General features: G+C 63.5%; 24 protein-coding genes and 1 pseudogene. 8 read left to right on the top strand and 17 right to left on the bottom strand.

Annotated features, from left to right (window positions below; translation table 11 throughout):
- Positions 1 to 34: 34 nt before the first annotated feature.
- Entirely contained in the window at positions 35 to 1,294 is a 1,260-nt protein-coding gene (locus IB263_RS14635; RefSeq protein ID WP_060522064.1) for an ABC transporter substrate-binding protein, read from the bottom strand.
- A gap of 194 nt (positions 1,295 to 1,488) precedes the next feature.
- Between IB263_RS14635 and IB263_RS14630 the strand changes: the two genes are divergently transcribed.
- Complete coding sequence (locus IB263_RS14630) at positions 1,489 to 1,824, top strand: MurR/RpiR family transcriptional regulator (protein ID WP_226020779.1); 336 nt, start codon at positions 1,489 to 1,491, stop codon at positions 1,822 to 1,824.
- A gap of 5 nt (positions 1,825 to 1,829) precedes the next feature.
- Here the strand turns inward: IB263_RS14630 and IB263_RS14625 are convergent, their stop codons facing one another.
- On the bottom strand, positions 1,830 to 2,921 hold the full coding sequence (locus IB263_RS14625) for a citrate synthase/methylcitrate synthase (RefSeq protein ID WP_060522061.1): 1,092 nt from the start codon (positions 2,919 to 2,921) through the stop codon (positions 1,830 to 1,832).
- A 75-nt stretch (positions 2,922 to 2,996) separates the two neighbouring features.
- On the opposite strand from IB263_RS14625, the gene IB263_RS14620 reads away from it, so the two are divergent.
- The 3 genes and pseudogenes from IB263_RS14620 to IB263_RS14610 all read left to right on the top strand — a co-directional run.
- Entirely contained in the window at positions 2,997 to 4,127 is a 1,131-nt protein-coding gene (locus IB263_RS14620) for a citrate synthase (protein ID WP_060522062.1), read from the top strand.
- Positions 4,128 to 4,454: 327 nt separating this feature from the next.
- A complete protein-coding gene (locus IB263_RS14615; protein ID WP_060521864.1) occupies positions 4,455 to 4,901 on the top strand; it encodes a hypothetical protein in 447 nt (148 codons plus the stop codon).
- Between the two features lie 195 nt (positions 4,902 to 5,096).
- Positions 5,097 to 6,275: pseudogene (locus IB263_RS14610) on the top strand (Do family serine endopeptidase); the annotation flags it as partial.
- An 81-nt stretch (positions 6,276 to 6,356) separates the two neighbouring features.
- Here IB263_RS14610 and IB263_RS14605 read toward each other — a convergent pair.
- The gene (locus IB263_RS14605) at positions 6,357 to 7,388 is read right to left on the bottom strand and encodes an AraC family transcriptional regulator (RefSeq protein WP_192438636.1); all 1,032 of its coding nucleotides are present in this window, start codon (positions 7,386 to 7,388) and stop codon (positions 6,357 to 6,359) included.
- Positions 7,389 to 7,570: 182 nt separating this feature from the next.
- Here IB263_RS14605 and IB263_RS14600 point away from each other — a divergent pair, with 182 nt between their 5' ends.
- The gene (locus IB263_RS14600) at positions 7,571 to 8,632 is read left to right on the top strand and encodes an alpha/beta fold hydrolase (RefSeq protein WP_089042894.1); all 1,062 of its coding nucleotides are present in this window, start codon (positions 7,571 to 7,573) and stop codon (positions 8,630 to 8,632) included.
- Between the two features lie 126 nt (positions 8,633 to 8,758).
- On the opposite strand, the gene IB263_RS14595 is transcribed toward IB263_RS14600, so the two are convergent.
- Entirely contained in the window at positions 8,759 to 9,400 is a 642-nt protein-coding gene (locus IB263_RS14595; RefSeq protein ID WP_089042895.1) for a dihydrofolate reductase family protein, read from the bottom strand.
- Between the two features lie 107 nt (positions 9,401 to 9,507).
- On the opposite strand from IB263_RS14595, the gene IB263_RS14590 reads away from it, so the two are divergent.
- On the top strand, positions 9,508 to 9,831 hold the full coding sequence (locus IB263_RS14590; protein WP_060521861.1) for a helix-turn-helix transcriptional regulator: 324 nt from the start codon (positions 9,508 to 9,510) through the stop codon (positions 9,829 to 9,831).
- A 9-nt stretch (positions 9,832 to 9,840) separates the two neighbouring features.
- Positions 9,841 to 10,320, top strand: a complete 480-nt coding sequence (locus IB263_RS14585) for an SRPBCC family protein (RefSeq protein ID WP_089042896.1) — start codon at positions 9,841 to 9,843, stop codon at positions 10,318 to 10,320.
- A 141-nt stretch (positions 10,321 to 10,461) separates the two neighbouring features.
- Here the strand turns inward: IB263_RS14585 and pcaD are convergent, their stop codons facing one another.
- The 9 genes from pcaD to IB263_RS14540 all read right to left on the bottom strand — a co-directional run bounded on the left by pcaD (position 10,462) and on the right by IB263_RS14540 (position 19,072).
- Positions 10,462 to 11,247: a 3-oxoadipate enol-lactonase gene (gene pcaD / locus IB263_RS14580; RefSeq protein ID WP_060584584.1), complete on the bottom strand. Its 786-nt coding sequence runs from the start codon at positions 11,245 to 11,247 to the stop codon at positions 10,462 to 10,464.
- Between the two features lie 165 nt (positions 11,248 to 11,412).
- Positions 11,413 to 12,747 (bottom strand): MFS transporter, encoded by a 1,335-nt coding sequence (locus IB263_RS14575; RefSeq protein ID WP_082566574.1) that lies wholly within the window; start codon positions 12,745 to 12,747, stop codon positions 11,413 to 11,415.
- A gap of 36 nt (positions 12,748 to 12,783) precedes the next feature.
- The gene (benD, locus tag IB263_RS14570) at positions 12,784 to 13,572 is read right to left on the bottom strand and encodes a benzoate diol dehydrogenase BenD (RefSeq protein WP_192438635.1); all 789 of its coding nucleotides are present in this window, start codon (positions 13,570 to 13,572) and stop codon (positions 12,784 to 12,786) included.
- Positions 13,569 to 14,597 (bottom strand): benzoate 1,2-dioxygenase electron transfer component BenC, encoded by a 1,029-nt coding sequence (gene benC, locus IB263_RS14565; protein WP_034801720.1) that lies wholly within the window; start codon positions 14,595 to 14,597, stop codon positions 13,569 to 13,571. The genes benD and benC overlap by 4 nt, the downstream gene beginning before the upstream one ends.
- A gap of 34 nt (positions 14,598 to 14,631) precedes the next feature.
- The gene (gene benB / locus IB263_RS14560) at positions 14,632 to 15,120 is read right to left on the bottom strand and encodes a benzoate 1,2-dioxygenase small subunit (RefSeq protein WP_034801721.1); all 489 of its coding nucleotides are present in this window, start codon (positions 15,118 to 15,120) and stop codon (positions 14,632 to 14,634) included.
- On the bottom strand, positions 15,117 to 16,475 hold the full coding sequence (locus tag IB263_RS14555) for a Rieske 2Fe-2S domain-containing protein (RefSeq protein ID WP_060529334.1): 1,359 nt from the start codon (positions 16,473 to 16,475) through the stop codon (positions 15,117 to 15,119). The genes benB and IB263_RS14555 overlap by 4 nt, the downstream gene beginning before the upstream one ends.
- A gap of 100 nt (positions 16,476 to 16,575) precedes the next feature.
- Entirely contained in the window at positions 16,576 to 17,514 is a 939-nt protein-coding gene (catA, locus tag IB263_RS14550; protein WP_034801723.1) for a catechol 1,2-dioxygenase, read from the bottom strand.
- A 75-nt stretch (positions 17,515 to 17,589) separates the two neighbouring features.
- Positions 17,590 to 17,880 (bottom strand): muconolactone Delta-isomerase, encoded by a 291-nt coding sequence (gene catC, locus IB263_RS14545; protein ID WP_034801725.1) that lies wholly within the window; start codon positions 17,878 to 17,880, stop codon positions 17,590 to 17,592.
- Between the two features lie 10 nt (positions 17,881 to 17,890).
- Positions 17,891 to 19,072: a muconate/chloromuconate family cycloisomerase gene (locus IB263_RS14540; protein WP_060584588.1), complete on the bottom strand. Its 1,182-nt coding sequence runs from the start codon at positions 19,070 to 19,072 to the stop codon at positions 17,891 to 17,893.
- A 152-nt stretch (positions 19,073 to 19,224) separates the two neighbouring features.
- Here IB263_RS14540 and IB263_RS14535 point away from each other — a divergent pair, with 152 nt between their 5' ends.
- Positions 19,225 to 20,166, top strand: coding sequence for a LysR family transcriptional regulator (locus tag IB263_RS14535; RefSeq protein WP_034801727.1), 942 nt, complete (start codon positions 19,225 to 19,227; stop codon positions 20,164 to 20,166).
- Here IB263_RS14535 and IB263_RS14530 read toward each other — a convergent pair.
- The 4 genes from IB263_RS14530 to IB263_RS14515 all read right to left on the bottom strand — a co-directional run bounded on the left by IB263_RS14530 (position 20,159) and on the right by IB263_RS14515 (position 23,803).
- Positions 20,159 to 21,040: a xylose isomerase gene (locus IB263_RS14530; protein ID WP_089042900.1), complete on the bottom strand. Its 882-nt coding sequence runs from the start codon at positions 21,038 to 21,040 to the stop codon at positions 20,159 to 20,161. The two genes, IB263_RS14535 and IB263_RS14530, sit on opposite strands and share 8 nt — an antisense overlap.
- A complete protein-coding gene (locus IB263_RS14525) occupies positions 21,040 to 22,245 on the bottom strand; it encodes an NAD(P)/FAD-dependent oxidoreductase (RefSeq protein ID WP_034801729.1) in 1,206 nt (401 codons plus the stop codon). The genes IB263_RS14530 and IB263_RS14525 overlap by 1 nt, the downstream gene beginning before the upstream one ends.
- Positions 22,246 to 22,467: 222 nt before the next feature.
- Positions 22,468 to 23,412 (bottom strand): substrate-binding domain-containing protein, encoded by a 945-nt coding sequence (locus IB263_RS14520; protein WP_060529331.1) that lies wholly within the window; start codon positions 23,410 to 23,412, stop codon positions 22,468 to 22,470.
- A 79-nt stretch (positions 23,413 to 23,491) separates the two neighbouring features.
- Positions 23,492 to 23,803, bottom strand: coding sequence for a MocE family 2Fe-2S type ferredoxin (locus IB263_RS14515; protein WP_034801776.1), 312 nt, complete (start codon positions 23,801 to 23,803; stop codon positions 23,492 to 23,494).
- Positions 23,804 to 23,811 lie beyond the last annotated feature (8 nt).

Here is a 23,811-nt window from a genome sequence, read left to right as displayed (position 1 = left end):
CCGTCACGCCGGACCCCGTATCGTCGAGGCGGGCTTACCAGCCCCGCGCCTTCAGCCGCTCCAGATCGCTGCTGACCTTGACGAGTGCATCCGCAGCACTTTCCTTGCCGCTCAGCACATTGTGCACGCCATTGAAGATCCGCTGCGAAACGCGGTTGTAGGAAGCGCCGGTCACCTGTGACGGCCGGGAGGCGCTTTCGGCATAGGCCTTTTCGGCAAACGCGAGCGACGGATTGGCGGCGAGGATGTCCTTGTCCTCGTAAAGCGCCTTCAAGGTCGGGCTATAGGCCTGAAGCGCGCGGCGCTTCTGTTCTTTCGCGCCAGTCAGGTAACGCACCAGGCTGACAGCCGCATCGACATCGTCGGCATATTTGGAAACGCCAAGCAGGCCGGCACCGTAGCAGCCACTCGACTTCTGGCCTTCCGCCCCGACCGGCAGCGCCATGACGCCGATCTTGCCGCGCAGCGAGGAGTCCTCAGCCTGGGTCGTGCCCCAGACATAGCTCCAGTTACGGTGGAAGACGGAATTGCCAGCCTCAAAGACGCCGCGCGAGCCTTCCTCGTCATAGTTCAGCACGCCCTCAGGGCTGATGTTGCCGATCCAGGAACGGGCGAGATCAAGCGCCTTGACGGCCTCGGGATTGTTCGCGGTGATGGTGCCGTCCGGCGAGATGAAGTTGCCGCCGCCGAAGGAAGCGACCCATTCGAGCGCGTCGCAGGTCAACCCCTCATAGGCGCGGCCCTGCCAGACATAGCCCCACATATCGGGGCTACCGCCGGCGCGTTCCTTGTCCTGGATGAACTTCGCCGTCTCGGTCAATTCCTGCCAGGTCTTCGGTTCGCCCTTGCCGTACTTTTCAAGCAGATCCTTGCGGTAGAACATCAGGCCGGCATCGACGAACCAGGGCATTGCCAGAAGCTTGCCGCCAATGGTGGCGTCGGCGAGCGAGGATTCGAAATGGGCGGAGACTTCGTCGGCCGGAACCTTTTCGCGCAGGTCGACCAGATGCGGCGCCAGCGTTCCGACCCAGATGTTGTCGAGCGTGAGAACGTCGACGTCGCCGGACTTGCCGGCGAGCAGCTGCTGGTAGAGCGGCAGCGCCTCGCCCCAGTTGGCTGGCATCTTGTTGATCTTGACGGTGTTGCCGGTTTCCTTGGCCCAGGCCTCGGAGGCCGACTGGCAAAGCTCGAGCTCGGCGCCGGCCGAGCTGCAGAAAATCGAGACTTCGGCCGCAGCCGCCGGCATGGCGGCAAAAGCGACACCGGCCATGGCGGCCGCCTTGAAGCACTTCATCCAACGCATTCTCGTCTCCTCCCCAGAAAACGTGTTGTTGCGATCAGCGATGATTGATTTACTATACCGTCCGGACGGTACAGTAAAGCGAAAAAACATGGAGGCGAGCAGGAGGGTGGGGAAACAGCCCGCATCCGGCCGTTTTCGAGAGGATGCACCCACCCTGCCTGCGAGGCGAGTTGAGGAGGAATGTGATGGAGAGCACCACCGTGTCGACAAGCCATGGAAATGCGGTTGCCGAAACGAACGCGGCGCAAAGGCGCCCCGGCGACATGGGGGAGCTAAAGAGGATGTTTGCGTCCAGGGCGCTCAGACTTCCGCGGCAGCTCGAACAGATCGCCCTGGTCGCGCTGGCAAAGCCGGACCTCGTCGCCTTTGGCAGCGCCCGCTCGATCGCGCTTGCCTGCGCCGTCTCGCCGACGACGGTCGCCCGTTTTGCGACCGTCCTTGGTTTCGATGACTTCCGCGACCTGAAGGCGTTCTTTCAACAACACCTGCGAAATGCGCGGATGGTCTCCGCCTCAGCATAGAACACTCACGCGGCCTGTTGCGGCAGCGGCCCGACATAGAGCGAACGCGGCCGGATAAGGCGGCCTTCCAGCGCCTGCTCGCGGGCATGGGCGATCCAGCCGACGGTGCGACCGATCGCGAACACGCCGGTGAAGGCGTCGCGCGGGAAGCTCAGCGCATCGAGCAGCAGCGCCGTGTAGAACTCGACGTTGACGTCGAGCGGGCGGTCGGGCTTGCGCACCTTCAGGACGGCGAGCGCCGATTGTTCGACCTCTTCTGCCAGTTGAATGCGATCGCGGTTGGCCGGATGCGCAGCGATCAGTCGTTTCAGCGCGCCCTTCAGCGCATCGGCGCGGGGGTCGCGGACACGATAGACACGGTGGCCAAAGCCCATCAGCCGTTCGCCGTGGTCGAGCGCGTCGGAAAGCCAGGCCGCCGCATTCTCAGGCGTTCCGATCGCGTCCAGCATGTCGAGCACCGGACCAGGCGCACCGCCATGGAGCGGCCCCTTGAGCGCCCCGATGGCGGCAAGCACCGAAGAGGTGAGACCGGCCTTGGTGGAGGCGACCACGCGCGAGGCGAAGGTCGAGGCGTTGAGGCCGTGGTCCGAGATCGTCACCAGATAGGCGTCGAGCGTCGCCACTTCTTGTCTGCTCGGCACCTTGGCACAGAGCATCGCCAGGATATCGCCGGCGTGCGACAGCGCCGGCGTCGGCGCGACCGGAGCTTCACCGCTCTTCATGCGCAGCGCCGCCGGCAGGAAGACGGCCGGCGCGGCGAGCAGACGTAGGGCCGTATCGAGGTCCTCCCCATCCGGGAGCCGGGCGATGAGCGCGCGCATGATGTCGACCGGCGGCAGTTCCAGCAACGCATCGTCGATGGCGCCAATATGGGCGAACACTTCCGCTCGCTTCTCACCCAGACGCTTCGCGAGTTCAACCCGGTCCGGCATCGGCCCCAGCAGCCCCTCGAACAACAGCGCCACGACATCCTCATAGCTTGCGTGGCCGGCCAGGTGATCGAGCGAGACGCCGCGGATGATCAACTGACCCGCCTCGCCGTCAACATGGGAGAGCTGCGTTTCGGCGGCGACGACGTCTTCAAGTCCGTTCTTCATCATCAAGTTTCTCCTTTACGCCGAGGATGATCCGACCTAGACCTATTGACGTCAATCTTGATGCAATTGATCAACATGAATACACTCTGGATCACCGCCGAAGAGGCGCTCGCCAAGCTCGGCAGCAAACGGCAGACGCTCTATGCCAATGTCAGCCGCGGCCGCATTCGCGCCAAGCCCGACCCTGCCGACCCGCGCCGCAGCCTCTACCAGGCCGACGACGTGCACCGGCTGGCCGAGCGCCACGCCGGCAGGCGGCAGGCGGCGGTCGTGGCGGCCGAGACGATCCGCTGGGGCGAGCCGGTACTGCCAACGACGATCTCCAGCATCGCCGGAGGGCAGCTCTCCTACCGCGGCAGCAACGCGATCGAACTTGCCACCACAGCAACCCTGGAGGAGGTCGCCGCCCTGCTCTGGCTGACACCGGCGGCGGTTGTTGTTCCAGCGCACGATCCCGGCAGCAGCCAATCGCGGCTAGCAACGACCTTTACGCTTCTCGCCGGGCGCATCGAAGCCGACCTGCCGGCGCTCGGACGCAGGCCCGCCATCCTGAAGGCCGAGGCCGCCGAGGTGCTGGCGACCGTTGCCGCCGGGCTTGCGCCGTCGCGGGAAACCGTGCCGCTGCACGAGCGCCTGGCGCAAGGCTGGGAGCGGCCGGAGGTGGCGGAGCCGATCCGTCGATGCCTGGTGCTGACGGCGGAACACGAGCTCAACGTTTCCGCCTTTGCAGCACGGGTCACCGCGTCGTCCGGCGCCGCACTTTCCGCCGCCACACTTTCGGGTCTTGCCACCCTCACCGGCCCCAGGCACGGCGGCGCCTGGCTGAGCGTCACGCGGCTTGCCGAACAGGCGGCCGTGGGCGGGGTGCGCGAGGCGATCCGTACCATGCTGTCTTCGGACGGCGTGGTCCGGGCTTTCGGCCACAGGCTCTATCCGGACGGCGACCCGCGCGCGAAGGCCATCATGTCGAGCTTCGACGTGCCGCCGCTCTATGCCGCGCTGGCCGAGGCCGGCGAGGAACTGCTCGGAGAACCGGCCAATCTCGACTTCTCTCTGGCGGCGCTCGCTGCCGCCTATGATCTACCCGATGACGCGCCGATGGTGATATTCGCCCTTGCACGCACCGTCGGCTGGCTCGCGCACGCGATGGAACAGGTCGTCAGCGGCGATCTGATCCGGCCGCGCGCCCACTATGCTGGATCGTAGCTCCCTCCTCCGCGCCCTCAGCCCTAGGCTCGATTGACTAGAAAAGGCGCGGGCGGGCGGCCGCAAAAGGGCCACAATACGCGCTTGGGGAAAGAATATCCGTCAATCGGGAGCGAATTGGCCTTTATTAAATAATGTTAATGAAGCGGATTTCCGCAGATGTTTGCCGAAATATTACGCGTTATTAACATGACGGCGGCGCATGGAAGTAATACCTTCATTTTCGAGGCTGAATATTGCCGGCGACCGCTTCGGCCGTGACGCGACAATAGGAGACAGCCTCGAGCGGAAGCGCGCGGCGCTTCCTTCAATTCAGGAGATGCAGTCATGCGCTCGCCTTTCAAGACCACCACCATCGCAACCGTCGCCCTCGTTCTCTTAAGCGGTGCCGCCTTTGCTGCCGATCACCACGATTTCGGCCGCGACAACGACAAGGGTGCCTATACCGGCGATTACTACCAGGGCATTTTCGCCCAGGACGACATGGCAACCCCGGCCATGCCGGTCTACCGGACACCGACCCACATGGCATCGACGCGGCTCGATCACGTCCTGCATGAACTCCGGGTCGACAACCACCGCATCAACGCCGACCGCGAACAGGGCAAGCTGACGGCAGCAAACTACAGGAAGCTTGAACGCGAAGACGGTGCTGTGCGCGCCGACGCCGTCAAGACCGCCGCCGCCCATCACGGCATGCTGCCGGCCCAGTCCTACGCCCGGCTCCAGGGTGACGTTCGCCATCTCGACCGCGACATCGCCCGAATGGCTTGACCGACACGTTGAGGCTCACCCGGTTTCGGGTGAGCCGTAACCGATGGGGCCGGGCCCGCTCAAGGGCCTGGTCCTTCGGCAACCAGACCGCCCACTTAATCCAATGCCGGCCGACGGTGCGCCGCAGACCCGACCTGGCTCGGGCTGCGTCCGGCCAAGTTCGTCCGGCAAACAGGCAGCGAAAGGAACAGGATCATGTCAAACATTCTCACGAGGTATCGAGCTGCCGCCCTCCTTGGCGCAGCCGTCATCATTGCGCCCTTGTCCGTAGCAGCCTTCACAGGCCATGACGTGGTCGCTGCGGCGGCCAGTCCGGCCGTTGCAGTCCCGGCCACATCCGGCGGATCCTTCGCGCCGGTCGTGTCGGCAGACAAGCCGGCGGTCGTCACCGTGACGACCGTGATCAAGGCCGACAACGTCGGCACGAGCGAACCGACGCAACCGGGCGGAAACTCGCCCTTCGACGAACAATTCCGCCAATTCTTCCACGATCAGGGCATCCCCTTGCCGGACCAGGCGCCTGAGCAGCGTCAGCCTCAACGGGCCGAAGCGCTCGGCTCAGGTTTCATCGTGACCGCGGACGGCTACGTCGTCACCAACAACCACGTCATCGACAAGGCATCGAGCATCATGGTGACGCTCGACGACGGCACGCAAGTGCCGGCCAAGCTTGTCGGCGCCGACCCGAAGAACGACCTCGCGGTCCTGAAGATCACGGCGCCGAAGCCGCTCGCAACAGTTGCCTGGGGTGATTCCGACACCTTGCGGGTTGGCGACCAGGTGCTGGCGATCGGCAACCCGTTCGGCATCGGCACGACGGTCACCTCGGGGATCGTCTCGGCGCGCGGCCGCGACCTGCACAGCGGTCCCTATGACGATTTCATCCAGATTGACGCCCCGATCAACCACGGCAATTCCGGCGGACCGCTGGTCGATGCAAAGGGCCAGGTGGTCGGCATCAACACGGCGATCTATTCGCCGAACGGCGGTAGCGTCGGCGTCGGCTTCGCCATCCCCTCGGACCAGGCGCAGAAGGTCGTCACTGAATTGATGAAGGATGGTTCGATCCAGCACGGCTTCATCGGCGTGCAGATACAGCCGGTCACGGCTGATATCGCCGACGCCATCGGCCTTGCCCAGCCGGAGGGCGCGCTCGTTGCCGGCGTCAATGGCGGAACGCCCGCCGCCAAGGCCGGCATCAAGGCCGGCGACATCATCATCGCGCTTGGCGGCAACCCGGTGAAGTCGCCGCGTGACCTGTCGCGCATGGTCGCCGACCTCTCGCCCGGCACCTCGAAGAACCTGAGCCTATGGCGGACCGGCAAGACGAAGGATGTTGCGATCACGATCGGCGACAATGCCGCAGACCAGCAGTAACCGTCGCAAGTACGTCACCGCACACCTTGCCTCCAACCAGCCCGGCCGCACCGCGGCCGGGCATCGCCATGGCATCAGTCAGGCGGCAAGCGCTCCGGTCCGGTTCTGCTCGCGCCAGGCGACGGGGCTCAAGTCGGTGACGCGGCGAAACTCGCGATTAAAATTCGATTTCGTCTGAAAGCCGGATTCCAGCATGGCCGCGGTCACCGACATGTCGGTTTCGCGCAACAGCCGGCAGGCCTCAGCAATCCGGATATCGTTGATGTATTGCGAGACGTTCTTGCCCGCCAGCCGATTGACGGCGGTCGATATCTGCCGGGCGGGCAGGCCCGCGCGCCGCGCCAGACGTGACAAGGTGAGGTTTTCGTCGCGGGCCAGTTTCTGACTGACGAGCAGTTGATCGATCCTGTCGAGGATTTCGCGGTCCTGCGGCTTTGCAACAGGATCCTCGTCGGTGACCGCGCCGGCGGCCGGAAGCGCACGCGCACGGTCCGCGACCATGGCTGTCAGCCCGATGAAGAGCAGGCCCAGCAAGTTCGCGTTACTGACGATGAGGCCGATATTCGCGCCCCTCGTCCATTCGAAATCCAGAAGGATCGCAAGATCGAAGAGCGCCGAAAGGCAGAGCGAGAACGCGGCAATGAGCAAGGCGCGGTGCGCCGCGGCCGCACCTTCGAAGCGCGCTTCCTCCAGCGCATCCGTACCGACGCGCGCCAGGTTCAGGAGCGCCAGCGCGTATCCGACATATTCGACGATCAAGGCGAAATCGATGTAGCGCGGCGCGAACAGCACGAGCGCGAACATACCGATCGTCGGCGCCGCATGGACCCACCCCGCCGCAGCAGCACTGCGCTCGTCTCTGCGGATCAGGCTGTGGAAACTCGCAAGCACCAGCGGCGGCACACCGCTCGCAAGCACCGGCAGCGCAAACTTCAACGCAGTGACGTCATAGCCCCAACGCAGCCCGACGATCACCGACTGGAGCGCACAGAGCGCCACCAGAGCGAGGAACGGCCGGTTGCGCCGCCCTGGCTCGTCGTCATGCAGCATGAACGCAAGCAGGATAAGAAGCAGCAAGGCGACGACGAACGGGAGCGGCAGAAAGATCAAGGCATGTCCTTCAGACAAAGGCGAGCAGACAAACGGCAGGCAGGCGAGCGGCAAGCAGGCATTTCGATGGGCGGATCATTGCCCAGATCGCGATTCGGGACGACCTCAATCGCGATCGAGGACGCGGACAAGCGGGGCGTCGGTGACGATCGGCCGTCTTTTCCAACACAGCGAGATGCCCAATGCCCCTCCTCCAGTTCATTCCCGCCGCTGCCTTCCTTCTGAGCCTGGCCGCCTCGGCGCAAGCCGATGACGTAGGCGTCCGCGAGATCGACGTTGCCGCACCGAAGCGGGAACGCCAACTCGCCGTCACCGTCTGGTATCCCGCCAAAGCCGGCGGTGAGCCGGTGCTTGTCGGCGACAATCGCATCTTCGAGGGATCGCCCGCAGCGAAGAACGCCCCCTTGCGCGAGGGCCGGTATCCGCTGGTGGTTCTGTCCCATGGTTCGGGCGGCCGCGTCGAGGCGATGAGCTGGCTTGCGGCCGAGCTCGCGGCGGCCGGCTTCATCGTCGCCGGCCCCAACCATCCCGGCACCACCAGCGGCGACTCGACGCCTGCCAACACGCCGAAGCTTTGGGAAAGGACGGCCGACCTCTCGGCATTGATCGACACGTTCACCCGGGATCCGCAATGGAGCGCTGCAATCGACCCCGGGCGGATCGCCGTCCTCGGATTCTCTCTCGGCGGCTCGACCGCCATGGAGATTTCAGGGGCAAGAGCGAGCCTCGAGGCCTATGCCGGCTACTGCGACAGCTACGGCAAGTGGGATTGCGCCTGGTTCGTCGGCGGCAGGGGCTATGTCGACGACACGCCGGTGGACGTCGACAAGCTCGATCTTCGCACCGTCGACAAGGCGCGTTTCGAGCAGTCGAACCGGGATCCTCGGATCAAAGGCGCCGTACTCGTCGACCCCGGCCTCGCCCAGGCCTATGTGGAAGACAGCCTCAAGGCGATCGCGATCCCGATGCATTTCATCAATCTCGGCAGCAAGGAGACGATCCCGCTTGCGGTCGCTTCCGAGCCGCTGGCGGCGCTGACGCCGAAGGGCTCCTATGCCACGGTCGCCGGAGCGGACCACTTCAGCTTCCTGCCGATATGCAAGGACGGCGCTGCCGAACTGCTTAAATCCTTCGGCGAGGTCGATCCGATCTGCGAACCGACGGAACGGCCTCGCGTGGAGATCCATGCGGATATCGCCAAGCTTGCCCGTGAGGCCCTGCAGAAAACACTGGCGGATCGATAGCATCGTCATACTGACCACAGGGCGATGACACGCGTCGCCCTGCGCTCGGTCTGTTCGATTTCGGTCTTGCCCGGAGAGATGGCATCGTCCGAGGAGACGAGAAGCTGCCATCGCTCTGGTCCGCTGCTAGCGCTGAAACGTGAGGTGGACGGTCCCACTCTCGGCCGTTTCTGCCTTGACGGTGTAGCCGGCCTCCAACCCGCGCAGATCGTCCCAAAGACGGATACCCCGCCCGAGCAGGATGGGTGTGATTGCCACATGCAAGCTATCGACAAGGCCTGCCTTGAGATAGGCGCGCACGACCGTGGGTCCGCCGCCAATACGGACATCCTTACCGTCCGCGGCGCTCGTCGCCTGCTGGAGTGCATCGGCAAGGGACGTGTTCAGAAAATGAAATGTGGTGCCTCCGGCCATCTCGATCGGAGGCCGCGGCTTGTGCGTGAGCACGAAGACCGGGACGCGAAACGGAGGTTCTTCCCCCCACCAGCCGCGCCAGTCGGGATCGTTTGGGTGAGCGTGAAATCCAAACATGGCGGCGCCCATAATCTCAGCACCGATGTTTGAGAAGTATGACTGCGCATATTGCTCATCGACGCCCGTGGTGCCCGCTCCGGACGTGTCCTTGAACACGCGCTCCCGCATCGTTCGGGTCGCAGCATAGGCCGCAACCAGACGCGGCCAATCAGCGCCAAACGGATTTTCCGGGGTCTGATCTGTGGTTGTCGCGAAACCGTCCAGGGAAATGTTGAGATCGACACGAACTGCCATTGGCCTCTCCTAATGGTAAGGTAGATACCTTATTAATTTCACCCGAATACAAAGGCAAGTACCTTATTATCATTGACGCGTGTGCGCGGTCCGCTTTAGTGTGGCGCATGCCCTATCATTCGACCCCGCTTGACCTTGCCTTCCATGCACTCAGCGACCCGACGCGCCGCGCCGTTGTTTCACGGCTTGCGGACGGGGAGATGCCCGTGAGTGTCCTTGCCGAGCCCTTCGACATGGCACTGCCCTCCTTCGCCCAGCACCTCAAGGTGCTTGAAGATTGCGGACTTATCGCAAGCGAGAAACGTGGCCGCAGCCGCTGGTGTCGACTGGAGCGGGGGCGCTTCGAAGAGGCGGCAACCTGGATGGAAGCGGAGCGACGACGTTGGGCCGAACGGCTCGACCGATTGGAAGCCTATCTGGACAAGACGTAGGGAACGGCAATGGAACCGATTTTTGAGACCTGGTCGCCCGAGCGCGAAATCGTTTTGGTCAAGGTGCTGAAGCACCCGCGACAAAAGGTTTTCGCCGCCTGGATGGACCCGCAAGCGCTGGCACAATGGTATGGCCCGGCTGGCTTCAGCATCGAGAACCATGAGGCTGACATCCGTGAGGGCGGGGTATGGCGCTTCGACATGGTGGGCGAGTTTGATGGTCGGCAGCAGCGCTTCCCCAGTCTGATGCGCTTCCTGAAGATCGTGCCCAACGAATTGATCGTAGTGGACTATGGCACTGCTGAGCCCGATGACCCCGATCGCTTCTATATGACGATTACTTTCGATGAACAGGCCGACGGCAAGACCGTGCTGACCCTGCGCCAGCTTCACCCAAGTCGCGAGCGCCGCCAAGCGGTCATCGACTTCGGCGCGGTGGAGTACGGCCTGCAGACGCTTGACAGTCTGGCCGCCTGGCTCGATGGCTGACGCGGCCCGCCTAGACGTTGGTCGCCGGCACCATGATTGACCGCTTTCAGGATTGTTCGGAGCCACGTCTGAGCTTGCGACTGGCACCGTCGGCGAAGGCGTCGCCGCTCGTTCCGATCAAGTGACGGATCTGCGCGGCACCTATGGCCGAAGGAAGTCGAGAAGCTCCGAATTGAAGGCCTTTGCCGACTCGATATTGACGATATGCCGACCAGGCAGCGACAGGTGCCGGCCTCGCTGCACCCGGGCGGCGATATATTCGAGGTCCGCCGGCGGGCATACCGGATCGCCGTTGCCGGAGATGGCGAGCACGGGGTTGGCAATCGCTACGATCTCCTCCCTCAGGTCCGCGCCGGCGAGCGCGGTGCAGCCGCCGATGTAGCCGTCCGTCGAGGTGGCGGTGAAGGCGCCCAGAATGCGATCGACGGCTTCTGCATGGCTGGCTGCAAACTGCGGGCTGAACCAGCGTTCGGCCGTGGCCGCGGCGAGCCCTGCGAGACCGTCCGCCCGGACGCTATCGATGCGGGTGCCCCAGCTCTCGGGCGTCCCGATCCGCGCCGCCGTGGCACAGAGCACGATCTTGTCGAGACGTTTGCCGGCATGGATACCTAGCCATTGTCCGGTCAGGCCCCCGATCGACAGGCCGCAGAAATGTGTCCGCTCGATCCCCAGGCCATCCATGAGCGCGAGCACATCCTGGCCGAGGTCGGACAGCGCATAGGGCGGCGGCGGCGCCGAGGACTGGCCATGACCGCGGCGATCGTAGCGCAGCACGCGGAAATGGGGCGACAGATCGGCGATCTGCGCGTCCCACATGGAGAGGTCGGTGCCGAGCGAATTGCAGAAGAGCAGCCAGGGCGCGTTGCCGTTCTGGTCGCCTTCGATGCGGTAGTGAAGGCGATGGCTGGACAAGTCGAGATAGGCCATGAAACAGGAACTCCAATCGGGAAAGCCGCCAGCAATGGCGGCTTTGTCGTTCTTGGCGCAACATCGCGCCTCGGGTGGTACGCGCGCTGCAATAGGTAGATATCGACAGCGCGCGCTCAAGGGGCGGCAACCGATCCCTTCGCGGCCCGGCCGCCTCGCCTCGATCTATGCCGCCGCCAGTCGCGCGATCTCCACGCGGCGGGCGTTGCTGACCGCGAAGACCAGCATGGCGACAGCCGAGATCGCCGCCGGTACGGCGAAGATCGCGAAGTTCTGCTGCAGCGGAAGCTCCTGCGCCAGGAGCACGCCGCCGAGCGTCGGGCCGACGATCGCGCCGATGCGACCGACACCGGAGGCCCAGCCCAAACCGGTGGAGCGAACCGACAGGTTGTAGAGCTGCGCCACGCTGGCATAGAGCAGGATCTGCGTGCCGATCGTGGTGGCGCCGGCAACAAAGACCATCAGAAACAGGACACCCGTCGGCGGATTGAAGCCGATCAGCGCGATCGAGAAGGCGGCGGCAACGAAGAAACCGACCACCACCTTGGGCAGGCCGAAGCGGTCACCGAGCCAACCGCCGGCAATGGCGCCGACCATGCCGCCGAAATTCAGCGAGAACAGGCTGAGCAGGCTCGCCTTCTCGGCATAGCCAGCTTCCTGCAGCACCTTCGGCAGCCAGGACGACAAGAGATAGACGAGCAGTAGGCAGCAGAAGAATGCGACCCAGAGCATCACGGTGCGCAGGGTCCGCTGATGGCGGAAGAGTTCCAGCACCGATGCCGAGGCCCCCTTCCTCTCGGAGAAGACCAGCCTGTCGGTGGTACCGAGACGCGCGTTCGGATCGATCTTGGCATAGATGCGTTTGGCCTCTTCCTGCTTGCCCTGGCGGATAAGGAAGCCGAGCGATTCCGGCAGCTTCCAGAGGATCACTGGCAAGAGGAGCAGCGGCACGGCGGCGATGAAGAACATCGGCTTCCAGCCATAGGACGGGATGAGGCCGATACCGAGGCCGGCAGCGACCATGCCGCCGACGGAATAGCCGGAGAACATCAGCGCCACCAGCGTGCCGCGCAGACGCTTCGGCGCATATTCGTTCATCAGCGCCACCGCATTCGGCATCAAGCCGCCGCAGCCGAGACCGGCGAAGAACCGGAAGATCTTGAATTGCTCCGGCGAATTGGCAAAGCCGGTCAAAAGGGTTGAGAGCGTAAACAGCAGGAAGCTGATGGCGATTCCCTTCTTGCGGCCGATCCGGTCGGCGAGCGGGCCGAAGATCAGCGCCCCGAACATCATGCCGAACAGCGCCCAGGCCTGCAGCGCGCCGGCCTGCGGCTTGCTCAGGCCCCATTCGGCAATCAGCGTCGGCAGCACCGTGCCGGCGACGAAGACGTCGTAACCGTCGACGATCAACAGCAGCGCCGAGAGCACTACCACCATCCACTGGAAGCTCCCAAGCGGGCTCCCGTCAATTGCTTCATTCACATCGATCGTGCGCATCATCTCCTCCCCAGGTGTTAGCGCGTTGAAAAAGGTCCGTCAGCCGAGATCGCCGCCGGCGACCGGCAGAACACTGCCGGTGATGTAGGAGGCCTCGTCGGAGGCCAGGAACAGGATCGGCGCCGCTTGCTCTTCGATGCTGCCGTAGCGTTTCATGAAGCTCGACTGCTTCACCTGGGCGACGACGTCGCCCATCCAGGCCTTCTCGGCCTCATTGTCGCCTTCGGCATTGCGCGGGATGCGGCGCGGCGGCGCCTCGGTTCCGCCCGGTGCTGTGGCAACGACGCGGATGTTGCGGTCGGCAAGCTCCATCGCCAGCGACTGGGTGATGGCATTGACGCCGCCCTTGGCCGCCGAATAGGGCACGCGGTGAATGCCGCGTGTGGCATTGGACGACACGTTGACGATGGTGCCGCCACCGCGGGCAAAGAGATGCGGCAGCACCGCATGGCAACAGTAGAGGGTCGGCATCAGCGAGCGGCGGATCTCTGCATCGATCTGCACCGGTTCGAATTCGGCAAAGGGACGCATGCGGATGGCGCCGCCGACATTGTTGATCAGGATGTCGATGCCGCCGAATTTTTCCGCGGCAAAGTGCATTGCTGCGGCTGCCCCCTCGTGCGTTTCAAGATCGGCTACGAAGGCAGCCGCCCATTCACTGCCGGCCTCCGCCGCCACCTCGGACACGAAATCGGCACGGTCGACAAAGAGAACCTTGCCGCCTTCAGCCACGGCACGCAGCGCCACGGCGCGGCCGATCCCTTGCGCGGCACCGGTGACGACGATTGTCTTGCCGGCAAACCGTCCTTCGAAACGAGCGGAGGTCATGCTGCCTCCTTCGCCACCGCATTGGGCGTGAACTTCTCATAGTGGAAACTGTTGGGCCTTACGCCGGTGTCGTCGAGATGCTTGCGCACTGCGTCCACCATAGGCGGCGGGCCGCAGAGATAAACGTCGACATCGCCGCCGTTCAGCACGTCCTCGGGCATGTGCTGGGTCACCCAGCCCTTGCGCGGATGGCTGGAGGCGACATCCGCCACCACCGTGTCAAAGGTGAAGTTGGCAAGCCGCTTGGTATAGGCTTCGATCTCGTCGACAAGCACCAGATCGAGGTCGCGGGTGACGCCGTAGATCAGATGCACTTTCTGCTCCGGGTTGGTGCGGGCCAGAACCTCAAGCATCGACAGGAACGGCGCAAGACCGGTGCCACCGGCGAGGAAGAGCAGGGGGCGCTGAACCTCGCGCAGATAGAAACTGCCGAGCGGCCCGGTCAATTCCAGTTTCGTGCCGACTTCGGCGTGTTCCAGCCACGTGCTCATCAGCCCGCCCGGGATCTTCTTGATCAGGAAGCCGACGCGCGTCTCGCCCGATGCCGAGGAGAAGGAATAGGAACGGCTCTGGCCGCTGCCGGGCACGTCGATGTTGACGTACTGCCCCGGCAGAAAGGCCGGCGCTGCAGCGCCCTCGATATCCAGTTCGAGCACGATCGCCGCATCGTTGTGCGGGACGACGCTTGCCACACTCGCCGTAAACTTCTGCTGTCCGGTCTTACAGGCCGCTGCTGTCGTCGGCACCGCGATGACGCAGTCGCTCGACGGCTTCATCTGGCAGGTCAGCACCAGTCCGCTTGCCGCCTCGTCCGCTGTCAGCGCATCGTCGATGAAGTCGTCGCCGAGGTCGTAGGCGCCGCTTTCGGCGCGGCACTTGCAGGTGCCGCAAACCCCGTCCGAACAGTCCATCGGCAGGTTGATCTTGTTGCGGAAGGCGGCGTCGAGCACCTTCTCATCGTCCCTGCATTCGACGAAGCGGGTGACGCCGTCCTCGAAATTCAAAGCGATCCTGTAGCTGGCCATGGTTGTTCCTCCCATTCCTGTCAGGCGACGGCCGTCAGATGTGGTAGACGTCGATGACCTGGCGGATGTAGTCGTTCTTCAACACGATCTTCTTCCGTGAGATCAGCAGTTCACTGCCGCTCTTGCGGAGCGTGACGAACATGGTCCCGAAGAAGTGGTCGGTGACCTTGTAGCGGTGGTTGAGCGTGTGGAAGTTGTAGCGGAAGTCCGCCTCCTCGCCGCGATCGGCCACAAGCTCGACATTGGTGACGTTGTGGCTTGTGCGCGGCTCCGGCGTGGACGCTCCAGAGCGTTCGGTCTTGATGCGAAAGACGCGATCTTCCAGGCCATCGCGGCTCGGGTAATAGATCAGCGAGATCTGCGACTGCGGATCTTCGGTCAACTGATCGTCGTCGTCCCAGGCCGGCATCCAGTAGCTGACGTCCGGCGCATAGCAGGTCAGCCATTCGTCCCATTGCCGGTCGTCGAGCAGGCGCGCTTCGCGATAGAGGAAGGCGCAGGCGGTGTCATAGGAGATCGTCATGCGACCGCTCCCTGCTTTTCGGAGGCAAGTGCTGTGCGCATCACCTTCGCCCAATATTCGTGCTGGCGGACAAAGAGGCCTTCGTCTTCGCTGCGCTCGCCCGAGAGCAGCGGTGCGATGCCCATGCGCCTGGCGTTCTCATCCGGACCGTCGATCCAGAGCGGCGCACCGCGAGAGAGATCGTTCCAGAGCGCGGTGATGCCGGCGTAACCCTGCTGGCAGGCGCGGAACTCCTCGAGATCGTCGGCCGTGCCCATGCCGGAGACATTGAAGAAATCTTCGTATTGGCGGATGCGCAGCGTGCGATCGGCCGCATTTTCACCCTTCGGCGCGAAGCAGAAGATGCTGATCTCGGTCTTGTCGACGCTGATCGGACGGGTGACGCGGATCTGCGTGCTGAACTGGTCCATCAGGAAGACGTTCGGATAGAGGCAGAGATTGCGGGTCTGGTTGACGATGAAATCCGCCTGCACCTCGCCGACGCGCGCCTTGATCTCCTCGCGGTGGCTGTAGATCGGCCGGACCTCCGGGTTCATGGTGTTGGTCCAGAGCAGGATGTGGCCGTTGTCGAAACCGTAGACGCCGGCTATCGAGCGGCTCCAGCTCGAGGCATCGACCGCCTTTGTGCCCTCCTCGTTGCGCCGGCCCATAGTGGCGGCATAGTTCCAGTGAACGGAGCTGACGTGATAGCCGTCGCAGCCGTTCTCCATCTGCAGCTTCCAGTTTCCGTCGTAGATATAGGAGGAATTGCCGCGCAGTACCTCGAGACCGTCAGGCGCCTGGTCGACGATCTGGTCGATGATGACTTTCGTTTCGCCGAGATAGTCCTCGAGCGAGGTGACATCAGGATTGAGGCTGCCGAACAGGAAGCCGCGATAGCTCTCGAAACGGGCAACGCGCTTCAGGTCGTGCGAACCGTCTTTGGCAAACTGCGGCGGATACTGCGTCGTCTTCTCGTCCTTCACCTTCAGGAGCTTGCCGGTGTTGGAGAAGGTCCAGCCGTGGAAGGGACAGGTGAAGCTGCCCTTGTTGCCGTGCTTGCGCCGGCAGAGCATGGCGCCGCGATGGGCACAGGCATTGATGACGGCGTGCAGTTCGCCCGTCTTGTCACGGGTGACGACAACCGGCTGCCGGCCGATATAGGTGGTGTAATAGTCGTTGTTCTCGGGGATCTGGCTCTCGTGGGCGAGATAGACCCAGTTGCTCTCGAAGATGTGCTTCATCTCCAGCTCGAAGAGGTCTTCGTTGGTGAAGATGTCGCGGCGGCAGCGGAACGTGCCGGCCTCATGATCGTCCTCGACCGCGGTGGCGAGCAGGTCGTCGAGGGCTTGGGCTTTGTCGATAACGGCGGACATGGTTCTTCTCCCGCAAACGGCTGATCCGTGCTCGGCTCTAGCGATTGCAACAATGTCTGATGTCAGGGGGCGGCGGCTCAGTCGGCCGCCGCAGAGGTGATCAGGCGGCGGCGCGCTTACGCTGCTCGTTGATCTGGTTGTCGACGCCGTTCACCAGTGAGGTGAGATGGATGTCGAATTCGATCTCGGCGAAGGGGCCGGAGAGGTTGTTCGCCTTGATGCTCGCCTCGTCGGTCCGCTCGGTGACGTCAGGCACCAAGCCATCCCTCGTCGCATAGGCGAAGTCGTCGTTGACCAGCGGGTCGCCGGCGATGTTGATCTGGGTCGTCAGCTTGCGGTGCCCATCGGCGCTGATGAAGAAATGGATGTGGGCCGGGCGCTGGCCGTGACGGCCAAGGGCGGAAAGCAGCTGCTCTGTCGGGCTTCCCGGAGGCACGCCGTAGCCGTGCGGCACGATGCTTTGAAACTTGTAACAGCCCTTGGCGTCGGTGACGATCGTGCGGCGCATGTTGAACGGCGCCTGCAGGCCGGTCGGGTCGAAGTGCGAATAGAAACCGCGGGTGTCACAGTGCCAGACTTCGACCGTCGCGCCCTTCAGCGGCTGGCCGTCGGCATCATAGACGGTGCCGTGCATGATCAGCGTCTGGCCATTGGTGTCGCGGCCATCGTCGAGACGGGCGAAGCCTTCCGAGGCCGGTGCGCCGGCGACATAGAGCGGACCTTCGATGGTGCGCGGCGTCTGATTCTCGATGCCGAGCGCTTCGTCGATCGCGTCGAGACGTTCATCGAGGAAGTGATCGAGGCCGAGGCCGGGCGAGATCAGGCCGGCCTGGCCGGCAGCGCCGATCTCGTTCAGCCAGGCAATACCGGTCCAGTATTCGTCCGGGGTGATGTCGAGATCGTCGATCGCCTTGAACAGGTCAGACATCAGCCGGTGCACGATCTCTTTGACACGCGGGTTGCCGCCGTCCTTGTCGAGGCCGCTCAGAACCTTCAGGAAAGCTTGAGTCTCCGGCTTGTCGAAAATCTTCACGTTCATATCAATTCCTCCACTTGGATTGTCTTGAAGCTCAAGCCGCTTGCCAAACCTCCCGGCCGCGGCACGCACAAATTCTCAGCTATCGTCCTCGCGGATCGAGGATGGGTGCCGAAGCAGCGGCGTGACCTCGATCTGCATGAACTTGAACAGCGGCAGCCCCGAGAGGATCTCGTGCAGCTCGGCATTGTCCTTCACGTCGAAGACGCTGTAGTTCGCGTACTGCCCGGCGATCCGCCAGATATGCCGCCACTTGCCGCTCTGCTGCAGCTGTTGCGAATAGGCCTTTTCCCGGGCGAGGATCTCCGCCGCCTGCTCGGCAGGCAGATCGTGGGGAATGCGAACATCCATTCTGACGTGAAACAGCATGGCTCAGTCCTTACTTCGCAACGCTGATCGTCTTGCGCAGCCCGTCGCGCGCGAAGAATTTCAGCCGATCTTCATCGAGTTCGATCCCGAGCCCTGGAGCATCCGGCACCGTCAGCTCGAAGTCGCTGTAGTCGAGCGGCGTCGCCAGAATTTCCTCGGTCAAAAGCAGCGGACCGAAGAGCTCCGTGCCCCATTGCAGCTTGGCGAAGGTGGAAAACACGTGGGCTGACGCCACTGTGCCGACACCACCTTCCAGCATCGTGCCGCCATAGAGTTCAATGCCCGCGGCATCGGCGATGACCGCCACGCGCTGCGCATTGAACAGACCTCCGCTCTGTTCGATCTTGACCGCGAAGACGTCGGCCCCCTTGGTCTTGGCGATCTCGAAGGCGCTCTCGGGTCCGGTGAGGGACTCGTCGGCCATCAGCGCCAGCGGGAAACGGCGGACGAGGCGACCGAGCGCTGCGGTCGAAGCCACCGGCTGCTCGACCAGCTCACATCCGGCATCGGCGAGCGCTGCCATGCCGTAGGCGGCCTCAAATTCGCTCCAGGCCATGTTGACGTCGACGCGCACCGCGCCGCGCTCGCCGAGCGCCTTCTTGATCGCCGCCACATGGGCGATATCGTCCTTCAGCGGCCTGGCACCGATCTTCAGCTTGAAGATCCGATGACGGCGTAGCTCGAGCATCTTCTCGGCCTCGGCGATATCCTTGGCCGTGTCACCCGACGCCAGCGTCCAGGCGACCGCCAGGCGCTTGCGCAGTGCCCCGCCGAGCAGTTCGCTGATCGGCAGACCCAGGCGCTTTCCATGGGCGTCGAGCAGCGCCGTTTCCACCGCGCTCTTGGCGAAACGGTTTTCCTTGATCGCCTTGCCGATGCGCGCCATCAGCGCCTTCACGTGGGTCGCGTCCTCACCGACCATGACAGGCGCAAAATAGGTATCGATCGCAAGCTTCATGCTTTCCGGGCTCTCGCCGCCATAGGCAAGCCCGCCGATCGTCGTACCCTCGCCAATGCCGACCGTTCCGTCGCTGCAATGGACCTTCACCAGCATCAGCGTCTGGCCGGTCATGGTCGCGACCGACAGCTTGTGCGGCCGGATGGTCGGCAGGTCGACCAGCATGGTCTCGACCCGTTCTATCACGGGGAAGAGGGCTGCTGTCGGGGCGATGGGTGCAAGGGTCGTGTTCATGACCTGAATGTGCGCCCACGCAGCGGGTGACGTCCAACACCAAATAGGTTACCTATGATACCTTGACGGTATAGTATGGCAAAGATTACGCGCATTCATGCGCTTGCCGCACTGCAACATACCGCAACGGTAGGAAAATGGGGGCTGTAACATTGGATCTGCGCCAGCTTCGCTACTTCGTCGCCGTCGCCCGCGAGCGCAACTTCACCCGCGCTGCCGAGCAGCTGCACATCGCCCAGCCGCCCTTGAGCCGGCAGATCCAGCTTCTTGAGGAAGAACTGGGCGTGCCGCTGATCATCCGCAAGAGCCGGCCGGTGCGGCTGACGGAAGCGGGGCGATTGTTTTACGAACAATCGCTGCAAGTGCTCGGCCGGGTGGAACAGATGGTAGAGGCGACCCGCCGCGTCGGTCTCAACCAGAACCGCGTGCTGTCGATCGGCTTCGTCGCGTCCACGCTCTATGGCGGGCTGCCGACGCTGGTGCGCAAGCTCAGGCAGAACGCGCCGGAACTCGATATCCGGCTGTTGGAGATGGTGTCGGTGCAGCAGATCGCGGCGCTGAAGGAAGGCCGGATCGATGTCGGCTTCGGGCGGCTGCATCACAACGATCCCAATGTCGCCGGCATCCTCATGCGGGAAGAGCGCCTCGCCTTGGCGATACCGCAGGGCACGCCGTTTGCCGATGACACATCTCCGCTTCCGTTGAGTGCGGTTGCCGGGCAAAAACTGATCGTCTACCCGAAGGAACCGCGCCCGAGCTATGCCGATCACGTGTTGAGCCTGCTCCACGCGCAGGATGTGCGCCCGGCCGAGGTGCATGAGGTGCGTGAGATCCAGAGTGCGCTTGGCCTCGTCGCCTCGGATGCCGGACTTTGTATCGTCCCGTCCTCTGCGCGTCAGGTCCGCTCCGATCTGCACTATCGCATGATCGAGGGCGAGCGGGCGACCTCACCCGTCATCCTCAACCATCGGGTCGGCGACAATTCCCGTTACATCGAGCTGATCAAGGCGCTGATCGTGGAAATGTATGCGGAAAACCCGCCCTGGCTCGGCCTCGAGCACAATCTGCCGTTCCGGCCGTCCTTCGTTAAATGACGAGTTCAGGCGTCCTCAGATCCCGTGCTTCACCCGTCGGGGAATTGGCACTTTCCGCCCAGATCTCGCAGGCCATCTCGCGAAGCAAAAGCGCCTCGGCCCAGCGATCAGTCGTATCGTTACCGTCCCTGTCGGTGATGGCATAGGGCCTTGGGCCGAGTTCGCACGTCATGACCAGCTCGGCATCGTTGGCAGCGTGGGAGCGCCAGTGCCGGAAGCCGTAGTCCCACCACTCGCGGAAGAGAGCGACCCAGGGCAGATGGTGGGGAAAGGAAAGCTCGATCTGGATCTGCTGGCAGGAGCCGATACGGCCGTGGAAGGCGCCGGCGTTGCGCAGAATGCGTTGGATCTGGGCGTGGCTTTCGTCTTCCACCGGAAAGGCGAATTCCCGGCCAACGAGATAGTGCGAGAGGTCGGCCAAGAGCGGCAGATCGGGCCGCCGGTCGAGCAGGTCGAGCGTGAAGAGGAGGTCGTTGGTGATCCGGTGACGGTGGGTTTCGATATAGACGGGAACATCCATTTCCTCAGCAAGCCTGGCCCAGCCGTCAAGCAGCGGCAGGCAATCCTCGACCCGGCGCGGGCGAACATCGGCCTGCAGATCGATGTGGCTCACCGGAAACTCCGAGGCCAGTTCCAGCGTCAGGCGCAAATCCTCGACGCTTCGAGGAAAACAGACGCCCTCGATCTTCAAGCCCGTTCCGCGGATCACGGCATTGAGGTGCTCGACATCGCGCCGATTGGTATAATGCGCGCTGATGCCGTCGAACCCGGCCTCGACGATCATTGCGATGTTCTCTTCGAGACTGCGCTCAAAGCCGTCCGCATGCCGGCGCTCCATCGCCCAGAGCGATTGAAAGACAAGCAGCTTCTGCATCAGGCGGCCCTGGCACTTTTGAGCAGCGCCTTGAGGTTCACGCTGGCGTCGGCGAGCGCTCCCGGATCGGGACTGACGCCGGCAGCAATCAGCATTTCCGAGAGCTTGATATCCTTGGCGAGACCATTGCCGAAACCGAGGCCAGCGGCGGCGACGAGACGCCCGCCATCGAGGTAGAATTCGAGTTCGCCACCATCGAGCTGGCGTGTCACGCTTTGATGGTCCGGATGGGGCAGGCCCGCCACCTGCAGGCCGAGATCGTATTGATCGGTCCAGAACCAGGGGATGGCAGAAAAAGCCTCCTTGCCGCCGGCCATGTTGAGGGCCGCGACCTCGGCCTGGGTGCGTGCATTGCGCCAGCTTTCGAAGCGCACATACCCGCCACCCGGCTGGGCCACGGCGGCGCAATCGCCTGATGCATAGATGTTCGGATCGCTGGTGCGCAGATAGCCATCCGTCAGGATACCGTTGCCGACGGCAAGCCCCGCCGCCTCCGCGAGTGCTGTATCCGGCTGGACGCCGATGGCGGCGACGGCGATATCGGCCGGCACCGGAGTGCCGTCGGAAAGAACAACCGCATCACCGGTGATTTCGGCGATCCCCTGCCCCAGATGGAAGGTGACGCCTTCATCCTGATGCCGGGCATGAAGCTTCGCGGCAAAACGCGGCGGCACCGCGCGACCGAGCGGCTTCGGCGCCATTTCGATAACGCTAACCATGATGCCCTTGCCGCGCAGCACCGCCGCAAGCTCCATGCCGATCAGTCCACCGCCGATGATCGCAACGTGTCTGCCGGCTTCGGCACGGGCGAAGATCGCCGCCGCATTGGCGTAGGTGCGGAAATCCAGTGCGCGCTCGGCCCCTATGCAAGCGAGGCGCCTCGGACGGGCGCCGGTGGCGAGCAACAGCTTGTCATAGGTGAGCGTCCGGCCATCGCTCAAGGTGACGGAGCGGTCACCGGCATCCAGTCGGGATGCAGAAACACCTTGCCGGTAGTCGATACCGGCGGCCTCCAGCGCCTCAGCGCCGCAGATCGGCTTCATCTGTACGGCGCCATTGAGCGGCTTCGACAACGGTGGCCGCTCATAGGGCAGATGCGGTTCCGTGCCGATGAGCGTGACGCTGCCGGCAAAGCCAGTTTCACGCAGGGCAAAGGCCGCGCGCGTGCCGGATTCCCCGGCGCCGATTATGACGATGCGATCCATGGCTTGCTCCGTAGATCATGCGTTGACGTGCGGGGCGGTCGCAAAACCGCACGCAAGATTTGTCAGCCCGTTCAAAAAGGTGGCCGGCGCAGGCAGGAGAAGTGCGCCGGCCCACAGCGCCGCGCATCCGTTCAGACGCGCAAAGGTCGCTGTAAAACTCTGAATTCCTGCATGTTTCTGTGCTTCAATCGGCGACGATTAAGGAAACATGCAGGAGGAGGATCAGTTGCGCGCCGCGTAATCGGCCATGTTTTTCGGCGTAACGAGCTCGAAGGGAACCCAGACGTTCTTTTTGACGCTTTCACCGCGCACCAGCGAGACGGCCGTGTCGACGGCGCTAGCCGATTGCCCCTTGGCGTTCTGGAATACGGTTGCGTCGAGGTCGCCGGCGGCCATGGCGGCAAGCCCGTCCTGGGTCGCGTCGATGCCAACGACGATCACGTCGTCCATCGATACACCGGCGGCCTTCAGCGCCTGGATGGCGCCGATCGCCATTTCGTCATTGTTGGCAAAGACCACGTCGATCGGCTGTCCGGCGGTGATCCAGTTGGTGGTGAGATCCATCGCATTGGTGCGCGTCCAGGCGGCCGACTGCTCGTCGGCAATCGTCGCACCCTTGCAGTCGCCGGCAGCGAGCGTTTCCTTGAACGCCGAGGTGCGGTCGCGCGAGGCCTGGTGAGCAAGGTCTCCCATCAGGATATAGACCTGCGCATCACTGGCCTTGCCCTTTTCCTTCAGCAGCGAACAGGCAGCTTCCGCACCCAATCTGCCGGAGTCCGTTTCTTTCGAGCCGACATAGGCCTGCTTTTCCGGCAGCTTGCCGAGGTTATCCGGCTCTAGATTGAGATAGACGAGCGGAATACCGGCCTTCTCAGCGGCTTCGCTGATGCCGGGGGCGGCCGAGGTATCCGTCAGCGTCATGATGATCGCGTCGACGCCGCCCGCGATGAAATTGTTCACCTGGTTGAGCTGCTTGGAGATGTCGGTCTGTGCGTCTTCGATCTGAACGGTGGCGCCGTTGACTTCGGCAGCGCGGGCATTGATGCCCTCACGCAGCAGCGTCTGGAAGTTGTTGTCGAAGCTCTGCATCGAGACGCCGATCGTCTCCGCCGAGGCAGCACTTCCCATCAAGGCGGCAAGCGCAGCCGCCAGGTACATGGATTTCATGATTTCCTCCCGAGGGTGCCGGATCACCCGATCGCATTCCGGAGGCCCGATGGGCCTGATCAATGCTTGCGTGGTGGCCTTAGCCGAGCGCCACACGAACCTCGCCGTCGACGATTTCGGCGGGATAGGTCTTGAGATTCTCGCAGGCCGGAAGCCTGATGGCTTCACCGGTGCGATAATCGAAGGCGCCGGAATGCTTGGGACATTCCACCTCGTAGTCCATGACGAGGCCATCAGCGAGGTGAACGGCCTCGTGGGTGCAGAGCCCGGCGGTGCAATAGACGCTATCGTCGGGACCGCGGTAGACGGCGTAGGTTCGGCCGCCATGGTCGAAGCGGATCGCCCCTTCCTGTTCGATATCGTCCAGCTTGCAGGCTGGTACCCAGGTGATCACGTTGC

This window comes from Ensifer sp. ENS03 (genome assembly GCF_014852035.1).
In the GTDB taxonomy this organism is placed as follows: Bacteria; Pseudomonadota; Alphaproteobacteria; order Rhizobiales; family Rhizobiaceae; genus Ensifer; species Ensifer adhaerens.
Note: the sequence above shows the minus strand (reverse complement) of the source record. Positions and strands in the feature narration are given on the sequence as shown.